6 protein-coding genes are annotated in these 15001 nt (G+C 64.3%); 1 reads left to right on the forward strand and 5 read right to left on the reverse strand.

Translation table 11 applies throughout. The annotated features are described in order from the left end of the window. Positions 1-21: 21 nt before the first annotated feature. Entirely contained in the window at positions 22-1482 is a 1461-nt protein-coding gene (locus BUS42_RS31070; protein WP_254053904.1) for a peptidoglycan-binding protein, read from the reverse strand. A 144-nt stretch (positions 1483-1626) separates the two neighbouring features. Between BUS42_RS31070 and BUS42_RS31075 the strand changes: the two genes are divergently transcribed. Continuing rightward, a complete protein-coding gene (locus tag BUS42_RS31075) occupies positions 1627-4686 on the forward strand; it encodes a PVC-type heme-binding CxxCH protein (protein WP_074313565.1) in 3060 nt (1019 codons plus the stop codon). Between the two features lie 121 nt (positions 4687-4807). Here BUS42_RS31075 and BUS42_RS31080 read toward each other — a convergent pair whose 3' ends face one another. The 4 genes from BUS42_RS31080 to BUS42_RS31095 form a co-directional block, all read right to left on the reverse strand. Next, the gene (locus BUS42_RS31080; protein ID WP_254053905.1) at positions 4808-6013 is read right to left on the reverse strand and encodes a sialidase family protein; all 1206 of its coding nucleotides are present in this window, start codon (positions 6011-6013) and stop codon (positions 4808-4810) included. A gap of 54 nt (positions 6014-6067) precedes the next feature. After that, positions 6068-7492, reverse strand: coding sequence for a DUF1501 domain-containing protein (locus tag BUS42_RS31085; RefSeq protein WP_074313569.1), 1425 nt, complete (start codon positions 7490-7492; stop codon positions 6068-6070). Positions 7493-7497: 5 nt separating this feature from the next. Then, complete coding sequence (locus BUS42_RS31090; protein ID WP_083670841.1) at positions 7498-10584, reverse strand: PSD1 and planctomycete cytochrome C domain-containing protein; 3087 nt, start codon at positions 10582-10584, stop codon at positions 7498-7500. A gap of 121 nt (positions 10585-10705) precedes the next feature. After that, positions 10706-14581 (reverse strand): PVC-type heme-binding CxxCH protein, encoded by a 3876-nt coding sequence (locus BUS42_RS31095; RefSeq protein ID WP_074313573.1) that lies wholly within the window; start codon positions 14579-14581, stop codon positions 10706-10708. Positions 14582-15001: the final 420 nt, after the last annotated feature.

Genomic DNA, 15001 nt, shown 5'->3' on the forward strand with positions numbered 1-15001 from the left:
CCGACGGCCGGGCCGGTCGGGTTATTGAGCGCGCTGGGCTTCGGTCGGTGAGCTGGCGGGGCGGGCGTTGGCATCGGCAGGGGACTTCGATGCGGTCTGGCCGCGCTGGATCCAGCCCCAGCGAAACAGGTTTTTCGCATCGAGGTAGCGGCTGTCCGACGTCACCGCTCCGAGGATGACGACGATCAAGTGGTCGTCACCGCGGTGGCCGCTGGCGACGAGGCAGGCACCGGCCGCGGTGGTCGTTCCGGTTTTGACGCCATCGTAGCCTTCGGTGGCGAGCAGTCGGTTGGTGTTCGACCAGACGATGTTCCTGGTCTTGCCCTCGGCGTCCTTGAGCGTGGTTCCCCGCTTCACGGTCGAAACAACGGAGGCGAGGACCGGATGCTTGAGCACCTGACGCGCGAGCTTGGCCAGGTCGCCGGCGCTGGAGTGGTGGTCCTCGGCGGGGAGGCCGTGGGTGTTGGCGAACCGGGTTTCCTTCAGCCCGAGCTCGGTCGCAACCCGATTCATCTCGGCGATAAACTGGGTCAAGGAATCGGCCTTGGCCGAGTCGTCTCCTGATTTTTTGAGCCGAGTGCCGAAGTGCTCGCCGAAGGCCACGGAGGCGTCGTTGCCTGAAGGGAGCATCAAGCCGTAGAGCAGTTCACGGACAGTCACCTGTTCGCCGGCGCGGACGCCCGCGGTCGATCCGCCCGTCTCGTCCGCTCGTTCGGAAAAGGTAATGACTTCATCAAGGACCTTCGGATTGCGCTCGACGATGCGGGCCACGACCAGCGCGGTCATCATCTTGGTCGTGCTGGCCATCGGCAGTGGCTCGGCCTGGTGATCTCCCCAGAGGATCTCGCCGGTTCGTCCGTCGGCGATGGCCCATGCTTTCGCGGAAACGAACGGTGGTCCGTCGAGCGAGTCGGCAGGACGCTTGTCCGGCGTCTGGGCGTTGACCTCTGCGGGGGTCGGGACGTCCGGGACCACGATCGGCTTAGTTCCCAGCGCGGTTCGGGTCCGACCGTCAATGATGCCGGTCGCTCGGAACCCGTTGGCACGCTGGAATCGGCTGACCGCATCGCGGGTGGCGTCGCCGTAGTCACCATCGATGTCCAGGCGAGGCGAAGGTTTGAGCTCTTCGTTGAGTCGGCGCTGGATGTCTTCAACGGCTGATCCGTTGTCGCCGGGCTTGAGGATCGTCTCCGAACCCGCGCGGGTCAGCTTGGTTTTCTCAGCCGTAGCGGTCTGGGCGCGCGCTTCGATCGTCAGGACACTCAAGAGGAAGAGGCAGAACGAAGTTCCAATGGCCTGAACAAGGGAACTGAAGCGGGAGCGTTGTTGGTTTTGAGGGGTGGGTGGTGTTGTGACCTGTCTTGAGGAGGGCATGCCTGGTGTGTCTCTCGGTGGGATGAACAGGACCAAGGGGCGCGCATTCGCCGCGAGCACCTGCTTGGGGCTTAAGACGATCGTGATCGTTCCTGCTTCGGGTTGCAAGCAGCCTTTTCATTTCGCGAATGGTTTCAAACCCCTCGGCCGATCGTCGAGGGAAACTTACCGGGGTAAAGACTTGGCTTGAGGTTCCGCGCAGGGGAAGATCAGCGAAACGAACTCTACCCGACCAACGGCCCGAACACGACTATGAAACGAACTTGGATTTTCGCGTCGAGCCTCGTCCTGATTGCGGCCGGAACTGCCCTCGCCGGCGACTTCCCGACTCCCCGGAATTCGGAGCCCGACCCTGGCTCGGCGATGCCGGCGAGCGCGACGGCGGCCTCGTTTCGCGTGCCTTCGGGATTTCGGGTCAACGTGTTCGCCGCCGAACCCGACGTGCAAAATCCGATCGCGATGGCCTGGGACGCGCGGGGGCGGCTCTGGGTCGCCGAGAACTACACCTATGCCGAGCGGTCGCAACGGTTCGACCTCGGGTTACGTGATCGCGTCGTCATTTTTGAGGATGCCGATGGCGACGGTCGATCCGACAGGCGAACGGTCTTCAATGACGACGTCCAGATGCTCACGAGCCTGGAGCTCGGCCAGGGCGGTGTCTGGCTCCTCTGCCCGCCCCAGTTGCTTTTCATTCCGGATCGCAACGGCGATGACGTGCCCGATGCGGCGGCCGAAGTCGTGCTCGATGGCTTCACGGTTCCCGCCGAGAACTACCACAACTTCGCCAACGGACTGCGGTGGGGCCCTGATGGCTGGCTCTACGGGCGTTGCGGCGCGTCATCTCCCGGCCGCCTTGGGATTCCGGGGACGGCCGACTCGGAACGCATCCCGATGAACGGGGGCCTCTGGCGCTACCACCCTGCGCAGAAGCGGTTCGAGGCGCTCACGCATGGGACGACGAACCCGTGGGGGCACGACTGGAACGAATTCGGCGAGGCCTTCTTCGTCAATACGGTCAACGGCCACCTCTGGCATGCCGTCGCGGGGAGCCACTTCGTCCGTCCCCACACGATCGACCCGAACCCGCGCGCCTACGCCCTCATCGACCAGCACGCCGACCACTGGCATTGGGATCACTCGAAGGACTGGTCCGACTCCCGGAAGGTCACGGGCGAGCACGACCGTCGCGGGGGCGGCCACGCGCACAGTGGCGCCATGATCTACCTGGGCGACCAGTGGCCTGCTGCCGATCGTGGCAAGCTGTTCACCCTCAACTTCCATGGTCGCCGCGTCAATGTCGAGCGGCTCGATCGAGCGGGGAGCGGCTACGTGGGGCGTCACGAGCCCGATCGCTTGTTCGCCGCCGACACCTGGTTTCGCGGCATCGACCTGGGCTATGGGCCGGACGGCGGCGTGTTCGTGCTCGACTGGAGCGACACCGGCGAGTGCCACGATAGCACCGGAGTGCATCGGACCTCGGGCCGGATCTACAAGATCACCCACGGTGAGCCCAAGCGGGTCGTGGTAGGCGACCTCGCCAAGCAGGACGAGCGTTCGCTGGTCGAGCTCCACCGCCATTCCAATGAGTGGTTCGTTCGCACGGCACGGCGGCAACTCGCCGACAGGTCGATGCGGGGCGACCGCCTCGACCAGGCCCGCGAGGCGCTGCGTGTGATGCTGGTCGATGATCCCGATCCGGTCCGGGAGCTTCGTGCGCTCTGGTCGCTCCACGCGATCGGCGCGGCCGACGAGGGCTTGCTTCGGCCCCTGCTCGGCCACGAACACGAGGCGGTTCGCGGCTGGGCGATCCGGCTGCTGACCGATCGGATGCCCTTGGACACCGTCACCAGCCAGCGGCCTGGCCCGGTCGTCGCGCTCCCGGAGGGAGTGCTCGACATTTTTGTGAGGATGGCGAAGGAGGATCGTTCCGGGCTGGTTCGACTGGTCCTGGCCTCGACGCTCCAGCGGTTGCCCGTCGCAAGGCGAGCCGAGCTGGCCGCGCCCTTGATGAAGCGTGAGGAGGATAGGGACGACCACAACATCCCGCTCCTCGTCTGGTACGGCCTGATCCCGGTCGGCGATGCCGACCCCACGGCCCTCGCGCGGTTGGGGGCTGAGTGCGTGTTGCCCGTGACCCGTCGGCTGATTGCGCGTCGCCTGGCGGAAGATATCGAAAAGAACCCCGCGCCGTTGAACGAACTCCTCGCGAGAGGTGAGACAAGCCAAATGCCGGCGCTCCAGGCCGACATCGTGTGGGGAGTGGCCGAGGGCCTGCTCGGCTGGCGTAAGGCGATCCGACCCGCCGCGTGGGAGTCGTTTGCTCGACGGCTCGAGCCGTCGGTCGATCCTGCCGTACGCACGCGAGTTCGCGAGTTGAACGTGCTCTTCGGAGATGGCCGCGCTCTTGATGAAGTGAAAAAACTGGCACTTGATGACAAGTCCGACTTGACCGCCCGCCGCGCGGCCCTGCAAACCTTGATCGAGAGTCGCCCGCCCGACTTGCGGTCGATCTGTGAGCGGTTGCTTCGCGTGCGCCACCTCAACGCGACGGCCGTGCGCGGACTCGCCCTCTTCAACGACCCGGGGATCGGCCGCAGTCTGGCCGCGAACTATCGCTCGTTCCACCCTTCGGAACGGGGCTCGGTGATCGACACCCTCGCATCCCGCCCCGCGTTTGCGCTGGCGTTACTTGACCAGTTGGCCGCCGGCAAGATTCCCCGCGCCGACCTGACTCCGTTCCATGCGCGGCAGATCCGCAGCCTGGAAGATCCGCAAGTGCAAGCCCGCCTCTCCGAGGTCTGGGGCGAACAGCGTGAGACGGCCTCGGATAAGAAAGCGAAGATCGCTCATTTCAAAGGGACGCTCATCCCGTCGGTCATCGCCGGCGCCGATCGGAGCCAGGGGCGGGTCGCGTTCAACAAGGTTTGTGCGTCGTGCCACAAGCTCTACGGACAAGGGGGCGAGATTGGCCCTGATCTGACCGGGGCTGGGCGGGATAACCTCGATTACCTCCTCGAGAACGTCGTCGACCCCAGCGCAGCCGTCAGTGCCGATTTCCGGATGGTCATCGTGGAGATGAAAGACGGCCGCGTCCTCAACGGCCTGGTCCGCTCGCGGACCGACCGCACCCTCACGCTGCAAACCCAGACCGAGCGCCTGGTCCTGGAACACAGCGAGATCGAACGGGAAAAGGGATCACCCCTCTCCCTGATGCCCGAAGGACTGCTGGACCCCCTCACCCCGGACCAAATCCGCGACCTGATCGCTTATCTGGCCCAGCGTTCCCAAGCTCCGCTACCGCCCGGCGAATAGTGGAGGGTGTCTGAATTCTCCCGGAGGGTGGGCCGTGCCCACCAACTGGAATCGGCGATTGATAAGTCGATAAGAGGGTGGGCCGTGCCATCCTCCGGGAGAAAATGGAACCGTCACTCGATCAATCGGTGTCGGAGGCCAACCCTTCGAGGTCGAACCGAGCGAGGGTGATTCGCTCGTACGGTCCGCGCTCGCCGCGTTCATAGAGGCAACCGACACTCCGGCCGGCGAGGCTTGCCAGGCAGGAGTAGGCCGAGGGACCCGCGTGCAGGGTCTTGTGACGCGGCCAGGTCCTGCCGCCGTCCTCGCTCAGACGTACCGTCATTAATTCACGCTTGGCGCTGGCCGGGTTGGAAAAGAGCAGCCGATTCGACGCACGCCCCTGTTCGTCTTTGAGGGCGATCAGGCTGGCCTGGCAAGCGGGTTCGACCAAGATCGGGTCAATGGTGGGGGGAGTCCAGGTCAATCCACCATCACGACTGGTCGCGATCGCCCGGCCTTGCCCTTGTTTCGGCGGATGATTTCGCATGTTGAGCAGAAGCGTCCGATTGCTGAGCTCGACGACCTGGCACTCGTTGATTCGTTCGCCAGCGACACCGCCGAGTTTCCAGGTGGCGCCGTGGTCGTCGCTGTAAATCACGTGCGAGCGACTGATCTTGCTCTTGGCGAGGAAATGGTCGCAGGGGACCACCATGCGTCCGCTCTCGAGCTGAATGGAGACCCCGGGACCGGTCGCGTACCAGGTCCAATCGGGGAGTTTCACTTGCTTGGTGATCTCCACCCGAGGCGACCAGGTGAGCCCCTCGTGGGTGCTCTTCATCACCCAGACCGATCGTGTTTCTCGGCTCGTCCCATCAAGGATCTGGGGCTCCTTATCCTGCCCGTGGTTGCGGGTCATGAGCATCCAGATGGTCCCGGTTGCACGGTCGACGACCGGGCACGGGTTTCCCAACGTGTTCGGGCCGTCGTCGGCGATCACCTGCAGAGGGCCCCAGGTGATTCCTCCGTCGTTGCTGCGACGTTGCACCAGGTCGATATCACCGCTATCGCCGCTCGACTGTTTGCGCCCTTCGCAAAAGGCAAGGACCGTACCGTGGGGGGTGACGAGCAGTGAGGGAATGCGGAAGGATTTGTATCCGTCTTCCCCAGCCACGAAAACGTCGAATTGCGCGAGCCCGTCCCGTTGGCCTTGGGCCGCGACTTTGCCGCTTGGTTCATCCGTAGATAATTGCGCGGAGATGGCTGCACGGCTTGCCCCGAATGAGCCAATGAGCCAGGCGGCCAGAAGCGTCGGCACGAGGAAGCGACTTCCTCCACGTTTTCGCATGGTTTCAACCTTTTCGCTATCCATAAAATTCGGTCGATACCGCCGTTTTTGTGATCAGGCGAGGATCTCATTCACGACTCGGCAGGGCTCAACCCCGGATAGGCGGGCGTCGAGGCCCTGGAACTTGACCGAAAACCGCAGGTGGTCGATCCCGAGGAGTTTCAACATCGTGGCGTGCAAGTCGTGGACGGTGACGACGTTCTCGACCGCGGCGTATCCGAACTCGTCGGTCCGCCCGAAGCTGAAGCCCGGCTTGATGCCGCCGCCGGCCAGCCAGATCGAGAAGCCTTTGTTGTGGTGATCGCGGCCGTTCCCCCCCTGGGACATGGGGGTGCGGCCGAACTCACCCGCCCAGACGACCAGAGTGTCTTCGAGCATCCCGCGCTGCTTCAGGTCGAGGATCAAGCCCGCGCAGGCGCGGTCGACCTCCTCGGCCTTGAGGGTGATCCCCTCTTTGACGCCGTCGTGGTGGTCCCAGTCCTTGTGGTAGAGCTGGATGAATCGGACGCCACGCTCGGCGAGCCGCCGAGCCAGCAGGCAATTCGAGGCGAACGAGCCGTCCCCCGGCTGGCAGCCGTAGAGGTCGAGGATCGACTTCGGCTCGGCGGCGATGTTCATCAAGTCGGGGACCCCAACCTGCATCTTGAAGGCCATCTCGTACTGGATGATCCGCGTCGCAATTTCGGGGTCGTCCACCAGCGCGTCGAACCCGGAGTTGATCGCGTTGACCGACTGTACGACGTCCCGCTGCTGGTCGCGCGACACGCCCGGTGGGTTGCTGAGGTAGAGGACCGGATCTCCCTTGCCGCGGAGATGGACCCCTTGGTAGCGACTCGGCAAGAGGCCCGCCGACCACTGGCGCGCGGCGATCGGCTGATTCTGTCCGCCGCGACCGAGCGAGGTCAGCACGACGAACCCGGGCAAGTCTTCCGATTCACTCCCCAGACCGTACAGGACCCAGGAACCCATCGACGGCCGGCCCGCGATCTGTGACCCTGTGTTCATGAACATGTGGGCCGGATCGTGATTGATCGCGTCGGTCGTCATCGAGCGAATGATGCAGAGTTCATCCGCGACCGAACCGATGTTCTCGAACAGGTCGCAGATCTCCGCGCCCGACTGGCCGTACTTCTTGAACCGAGTTTGCGGCCCGAAACAGACGAGCTTCTGGCCCTGAAGCTGGGCGAGCTGCTGCCCCTTGGTCAAGCTCTCGGGCATGAGCTTGCCGTCCATGGCCGCGAGGGCGGGCTTATAGTCGAGGGTTTCGAGGTGGGACGGGCCTCCCGCCATCGTGAGCCAGATGACCCGCTTCGCCCTCGGCGGATGGTGCAAGGGGTTGACGCCACCTCGGGTCGCGGCGTTCAGGAGCGCGGGGTTCAATAACGAACCGAGCGCGACCCCACCGACCCCCATGGCGGTCCGCGAGAGAAAGGTGCGTCGGTTCACCCGCATTGAGTCTTCCGCGGAGTTGCGTCTCATGGCGATCAATTCCGGGTGATGGTTTCGTGGAGGTTGAGGATCACGCGGGCCGCGTTGGTCCAGGTGGCCAGCTCGGCCGCGCTGATGTCGTCGGGCCGAGGCGACTGGCCGACGGCGATCAGCGCTTTGGCCGCGGATTCGTCACGCTCGAACTGGTTCCGATGGTGCTCCACCAGGTGGATCAGGTTGGTCAACTCCTCGGGGCGCGGTGGGCGCTGGAGCGCTCGCCTCCAGGCCCAGTCGATCCGCTCGGCCGGGTCGGGCCCCCCTTGCTGAATCGTCAGGGTCGCGAGCACGCGCGCGGCCTCCACGTAAGTGGGGTCGTTCAAGAGCACCAAGGCCTGCTGGGGGATGTTCGACCGACTCCGCTCAGCGGCACACTCCTCGCGGCTCGGCGCATCGAATGCGATCATGCTGGGATGAGGAAACGAACGCTGCCACCAGGTGTAGAGCCCGCGGCGGTACTCCCCTGCCCCACGGTCGGCGACGTACTGACGGGGCGGAAAGTTCAAGTTCTCCCAGTAACCGTCCGGTTGATAGGGCTTGACGCTCGGCCCGCCGACCTCAGTCGCCAGCAGGCCGGCGATCGCGAGGGCGTTGTCGCGCACCAGTTCGGCCGGGATCCGGAACCGGCTCTGCCTGGCGAGTTCTCGATTTTCAGGGTCGCGTGTGAGCAGCTCCTTCGAAGCAGTCGAAACTTGCCGATAGGTTCGACTCGTGACGATCGAGCGCACCAGCCGTTTGACGTCCCACCCCGAGTCCACGAACTCGCACGCGAGCCAGTCGAGCAGGTCCTGATTGGCCGGCCACTCCCCTTGCGAGCCGAGGTCGTCGACGGTCTTGCAGAGCCCGATCCCGAAGAACTGCTTCCAGAGCCGGTTCACGTAGACACGCGCGGTGAGTGGGTTTTCCCGCGAGACCAGCCAACGCGCCAGGTCGAGCCGAGTGAGCCTCCGGTCGTCGTCGTCGGTGCGGTGGGGCGTCAAGTATTCGGGGAGAGCGGGGCGAACCGGTTCTCCGGTTTCATCGAGCCAGTTGCCGCGTGGCAGGATCCGCACCGTGCGGGGCGTTTTCAACGCGTGCGAGACCAGGCAGCGGGGCAGCGATTCCTCGTAGCTCGCGAGGGCCTGCTCGGATGCCGCCAGTGTGGCCCGGATCGCATTCATCTCGGGCGAAAGGACGCGATAGTGCGCAGTCACCTGTTCCTGCTGAGACGCCGTTCGATGTTCCGGGTTGATCCGGATCGCCTCGACGAGTTGCGGAGGAGGAATCATCGCCCGAGGCGCACGAACCGGGGCGGGCGACGTGGTCGCCAGGATCCGAAAGCGGCCCAGGGTGTGGTTGGACCCATGCTGGTGGCTCAGCGTCAGCGTCAACGTGGTCGGTGTCCCATCACCCAGTGGTGTGGCGGTCTCGAAGACGATCGCGTTGTCCGTCTGCGTGGCTCCCGCGATCGCCCACCCGTTGTTCGGCCCATTCTTGCCATCGATCGCCGCGAATGCGGGAAAGCCCGACTGCTCGAAGGTCGCCGACGCGTGCGCCAGACTCACGGCCTTTCCCTGGGCGTCGGCGACGCGGAATTCCGACAGTACGAAGTTGCCGTTGCCCGCGCGTCCCGGCCCTTGATTGGGGAGCGTGGAATGAGCCAGGGCGTCGATTCGCAGGCCTCTGATGCCGTGCAGCGTGGTCGGGACCGTGATCCGATAGGTGTCATTGCCGCCGCGCGATTGACCTTGGACCTGGATCACCCCGTCGGGTCCCACGGTGAGCTGAGCACCTGCTTGGGCGACGGCCGTTTCAGGATGTAAGGCGATCCAATGGTCAGCCTGGCTTGCCTCCGCGATGACCGCCTTTTCCCAGGCGTCCTGGCCGGCCGTGATCTGGGTCCCTGGGGCCGCGAGCCGAGCCTTGGCCGCGGCGACGTTCGCCTGCAGCCGCGCCCGTTCTTGGGCCTGGAGCGGGTCGGTCACGATCATCCCCGGCTCGCGCTTGCCGATGATCGGCTCTTTGATGTCGGCGAAGAACGCGCCCATCGAATAGAAGTCGGCCGCTTTCACGGGGTCGTACTTATGGTCATGACACTGGCAGCAGCCCAAGGTCTGGCCGAGCCAGACGGTGCCGACGGCGCGGACGCGGTCGGCGAGCATCCGCGCCTCGTAGTCCTTGGCCTGGGCGCCTCCTTCCTCGGTGGTCAGGAGGAGTCGGTTAAAGCACGAGGCCACTTGCTGTTCCTGAGTCGAACCGGGCAAGAGGTCGCCGGCCAGTTGCTCGATGGTGAATTGGTCGAACGGCGTGTTGCGGTTGAACGACCGGATCACGTAGTCGCGATAGGGCCAGACGTTGCGCGGGGTGTCGGAGTGATAGCCGATCGTATCGGCGAACCGGACGATGTCGAGCCAGTCGATCGCCATCCGTTCGCCGTAGTGGGGGGAGTTCAAGAGCCGATCGACGAGCCTCTCATAGGCGTCGGGTGAGTCGTTGTTGAGGAATGTGTCGACTTCTTGAGGTGTCGGGGGAATTCCGACCAGGTCGAAGAAGAGCCGGCGAATCAGAGTGCGGCGGTCGGCCTCGGCCGAGGGAGTCAATCCGACCTTCGCCAGGCGCTGCTCCACGAGTCGGTCGATCCCTTGAGGACCGGTGGGGGCCTGGGGCCGAACTGGCAGCTCGTAAGCCCAGTGCCCCTTGTAGACCGCGCCCTCAGCGATCCACTGCTTGAGCTTCTGCTTTTGCTCGAGCGTGAGCGACTTGCGCGACTCGGCGGGAGGCATGAGCTCGTCGGGCGCATCGCTGAAGATCCGCGCGATGAGCTCGCTTTCCTCGGTCTTGCCTGGAACGATCGCCTCGAGCTTGATGGCCGAGTCGCGGAGATCGAGCCGCAAGTCGGCCTTGCGCTGGTTCTTGTCAGGGCCGTGGCATTGATAGCAGTTTTCAGAAAGGATCGGCCGGATATCGCGGTTGAAGTCGATCGGGTCTTCCGCCGAGCTTGGCCGACCCACCATGAATAGCGATAGCAGAGCGAATGCCGTGATGCTCGTAGGTCCGAACCGGGCTGTGAGCAAGCGTCGTGCGAGTGGCCTGGATTTGAGTCGCATGATTGGTCACGGATCCGGTTGAGGTCTGAGTACCGAGCGTCGCCAATACAATCTTCCCTGGACCCGCGGTCCCAGGGAAGACTGAAAGAACATCAGGGGGCCGTCCCGGAACGAATCGCGGTCACTTGGTCGGTTTCACGGCCGGGATCTGGCCTTTTGGATTTTCTTGAGGCTTATTGGTCAAACTCGCCTCGGGCGCTCGACTCATGAGGTAAGCGAACAGGTTGCGAATCTCCGGGTCGGTAAGCTTGGTCATCAGGCCGTCGGGCATCAGCGAGATCGGCAAGGCCTGGAGGGTCTCGATCTCGTCGCGATTGACCAGCGTCGTTTGATTATCCACCCCGCGGAGGGTGACGGTCCGGGTGTTCTGGTCATGGATCAGGCCACTCAAGGTCCGGCCGTCGTTGGTGAAGACTGCGAAGTTCGTGAACTCCTCGCGGATCGCCGCGCTCGGGTCGGCGATCGCCAGGAGCATGAAGTCGAGATTCGTCCGTTCGTAGCCGGTCAGGTCGGGCCCGACGTCTCCCCCTTCGCCAAACAGCTTGTGACAGGTGGCGCAATTCTTGGTGAACACCTCGCGCCCGGCGCTCAGGTCGCCGCGTTCGCCGCGCACCAGGGTTTGAAGCCGCTCGATCAGCTTCCGGGTCTCCGCCGGAGTGGCCCGGGTCTTGCCCCAGAGCGTGTCGAGGCGTCGATCGATTTGCGGGTCATGATGGAGCCGCATCTGCTGCACGATGTCCATCGGGATCGTCCGGTGATCGATGGTCGATGCGTCGATCTCGTTCAAGAGCGCGACCGTCCAGCTCTTACGGCTCGCCAGCAAGCGGTGCGCCGTGCTCCGGAGCGCCTGCTCATCAGGGAGCGTCGAGTGGTACTGACGCAAGACGATCTGACCGATGGTCGGGTCGTCATAATTCATCAACGCTTCCAGAGCCACGCGTTTAATCGCATGCGAGGATGAGGCTGCCAGCAAATTTTTCAGCCCGCCGACCGCCTTGGGCTGGCGCAACTGCCCGAGGATCTCGATGTAGGCCAGTCGAGTCGGCCGATCGGCCCGCTCGTCGGCCACGATCTTGAGCGCTTGCTGGACCGACTCCGCCTTGCCGAGCCTCAAGCCGAGGGCCAGGTCGGACTTGCCGAGGCTCTGCTGGTACTGATCCAATGCATCGGCCAGCGCGGGGGGCAAACCGCTGATCTCCCGGCCGCGGAACGCCTCCATCATCCCGACCATCATCCGGGTCGTCTGTTCCTTCCCCGGCGCCATCGCGAGCAGCCGCGCGCAGGTCTCGAGGTTCTCGGGACCCCCTGCCATCGCGTAACGCTGCATCAAACGCTCGAGCACGAAGCGGTCGACGATCGGCAGTCGCCAGATCTCCGGCTCTTGAAACAAGGCGTGGACCGCCTCGCGATCGGTCTCGGTCTTGGATTCAAGGGCCCACCAGAGCAACAGGGGGATGTGCTTGTCGTCGACGTCCTCGGTGCGAGCCAGCAGTCCCCGAACGATCGGCAGCCCTTTGGAGGCCGGGAGTCGCTTCGCACTCGATGCAAGCTGAGAACGGACGTCTCGATCCGGCTCGGTCTGAGCCAGGGCCGCGAGCTTGCCGGCGATCGCCTCTGAAACGTCCTTGCCGTCACCCAGCAAGCGGACCGCCCAGCGGCGCACGTTGGGGTCGCGATGCGCGAGCGCACGGGTCGCCGCGTCTTCGTCGAACTTGCCCGACAGGTTGAGCGCCCAGAGCGCGTCGAGGGCGTGCGGGTTCTCGTCGTCGCCCGCGAGCGTCCGAAGTTGCGGGACCAACGTTTCGTCGCGACGATCGCCCAGCAGGAGCAAGGCCTGGCGACGCTGCCACTTGTTGCGATGTTTGAGCATGTCGACGAGATTTGCCCCGCTCAGCTTGGCCAGGTTGAAGGGCGCGATCGGCTGGCTCCCTTTCGCCTGCAAGCGGTAGAGTCGCCCGCTTTCTTTGTGCCAGTTGTCCCGAGGGTCGACGTGGCTCAGCCGGCTGTCATACCAATCGGCCATGTACACCGCCCCGTCCGGGCCCACTTCGAGGTCGACGGGCCGGAACCAGCGATCGTTCGTCACGACGACCGGGGGCAGGTCGACGGTTCGGTAGGTGGAGGTGTCGCGCAAGAGCCGGCTGGCGAGCACGCGGTTGTGGAGCGCGTCGGCCGAGATCACGGTGCCATCGTACTGAGGGGGGAAGGCGCCCCCTTCGTAGATCGCGAACGTCTGGCTGAACCGCTCGGGAAAACCCTCGTGGAGCATGTGGTGGTAGTAGCCGAAGGCATACGGGTTGGTCAACGGACCGTGCTTGCCCCAGTTCTTCTCGGCGTAGCCCCCCTGGACATAATGCATGCCTCGGGTGTTACCGGCGTTCGTGCCCGAGAAAACCCGGCCGACCGAGTCGATCTCGAGGCTGAAGGTGTTGCCACCCCCCTCGGCGTAGATCTCGAAGACTTTCGTCTCGGGATGATAGCGCCAGATCATCTGCCCTTTGAAGTGGACGTTTTTAGTGACGGCCGAGTTAATCGTGCCGGTGGTCGTGCTGCCGTTGGCGCCGTAGATCCAGCCATCGGGACCCCACTCGAGATTGCTGGCGACGGAATGGGTGTCTTCCAGGCCGAAGCCGCTGAGGTGGACTGTGGGGTCGGCGTCGGGAATGTCGTCGCCGTCGGCGTCGGGATAGAAGAGCAAGTACGGCGGGTTGAGGACCCAGACGCCGCCGCGGCCAACCAGGACGGAAGAGACGATGTTCAGGCCTGTGATCACGTCCCTGGTTTTATCATAGGAGCCATCGCCGTCGGTATCCTCGAGCACCGTGATCTTATCGGCGCCCGGGAAGTGGTGGGGAGGCGGGGGCGGGACCTTGTCGAACACGGCGCGGAGGTACTGGTCGTACTTGACGACCTTGAGGCCGGCCGGGAACGGGTACTGGAGGTACTGGACGACCCAGAGCCGTCCGCGCGAGTCCCAGGTCAGGTCAAGGGGTTGGCGGATGGCCGGCTCGGAGGCGATGAGCTTGATTTCGAGGTCGTCGACCACCTGGAACCGCTTGACGGTCTCGGCGGGCGACGTGGGAAGCGACTCGTCACCGGTCACCCCTTTCCCCTGGAAGCCGCGGATCATCCGCTCCACCTGCTCGTTGGCGGCGAGCCCATCCTTGTACTTGTCGCGGGCGTTCTCTTTCTTCACGGCCGCCGGCCGGTTCAGCGCCCAATGGATGGCGTTCGCCAGCAGCCGATTGAACGCGGGGAGCTTGAAGTCGTCGGGGTGGCCGAGCGACGTGTAGAAGACGCGTGAGTTCTTGAACGTATTCGTCCATGCAACCGGGTAGCTGACGGTCTTACCCTGATCGACGGTTTCACCGCGGAGCAGCTCGGTCGCCTTCGATCCGAGGTCGACCGATCGGTAGAGCGATCCGGCCGAATGAAACGCGGCCGAGGGGAGTCCGGCGAGGATTTCATTTTTCTCGGTTCCGGGCGCCTTGGTCACGTCGGTCCCCGTCTTGTTGGAGAGGTCGCCCGTATAGTGGCCGCCGAGAACCGTCGTATCGAAGTCAGGCCATTGCGCGTGATTCGCCGGTGCCGCGCCCGCGCTCAGGGCAAAGGCGTGGCTCGACGTCCGGAGCGCGACCAACGGCTTACCCGCCTCGAGATAGCCGCGGATCAGGGCCAGCTCCGCATCGGGGAGCGTGCGCCTTCGCACGCTCAGCACGAGCAGGTCCGCCTGTTTCAGTGCGTCCAGCCCGGGAAAGTGGTTGGGGTCATTCGGGTCGGGTCGGACGATCGTGGTGCGGAACCCGGGGGATGCCAGCTCGCGTTGGATGAACTCGGGGAGAGTTTCGCTGGTGCGATACCCCTCCTCACCGATCATGAGAACGAGGTGAGGAACCGTGGCTGGCTCGACCGCGCGGGTGGCGGAACCGAAGCCGACCAGGGCCATGCCAACCCACGCAATAACCACTCGCCTGATGCACATCCAAGGCTGAAGCATCTGAGTCTCCGGTGATGCGTCGAGGACCGAGGGGACTGGCTCTTGATGGACCGTCGCGGAGGGGCGATCGTCGAGGTCTGACCCTGACGGCCGCTCCTTCGAGGTTGCCGAGATTTCGTTCCTTACAGCGGTTTACCGTCGGATGTCGCACGAATTATAGTGAACTGGATATATAGTATGAGCATGTTTATGGTTTTTTTGTGTTCAGCCCCATCGGGGCGGTCCAAGGTAGCCCAGGGCAACGCCCTGGGGATTTGGTTACGAGGGTCATCAGCCCGGAAAGAGCGACTTAAAGGGTTACGCTGGCACGACCTATGTCGCAAGGTTGCCGCTCGGATTAGGCCGCCCTTACAGGGCTATTGAGCGCAAATGTGTCGATTCCCCGGGGCGTTGCCCCGGGCTACCTTACTCCGCCCCGTT

Source organism: Singulisphaera sp. GP187, from assembly GCF_900129635.1.
Lineage (GTDB): Bacteria > Planctomycetota > Planctomycetia > Isosphaerales > Isosphaeraceae > Singulisphaera.

What these genes read in the sequence shown, in the direction of transcription:
- BUS42_RS31075 (WP_074313565.1), top strand. Translation starts at nt 1,627, where the DNA reads ATGAAACGAACTTGGATTTTCGCGTCGAGCCTCGTCCTGATTGCGGCC.
- BUS42_RS31090 (WP_083670841.1), bottom strand. Translation starts at nt 10,584, where the DNA reads ATGCGACTCAAATCCAGGCCACTCGCACGACGCTTGCTCACAGCCCGG.
- BUS42_RS31085 (WP_074313569.1), bottom strand. Translation starts at nt 7,492, where the DNA reads ATGAGACGCAACTCCGCGGAAGACTCAATGCGGGTGAACCGACGCACC.
- BUS42_RS31095 (WP_074313573.1), bottom strand. Translation starts at nt 14,581, where the DNA reads ATGCTTCAGCCTTGGATGTGCATCAGGCGAGTGGTTATTGCGTGGGTT.
- BUS42_RS31080 (WP_254053905.1), bottom strand. Translation starts at nt 6,013, where the DNA reads ATGCGAAAACGTGGAGGAAGTCGCTTCCTCGTGCCGACGCTTCTGGCC.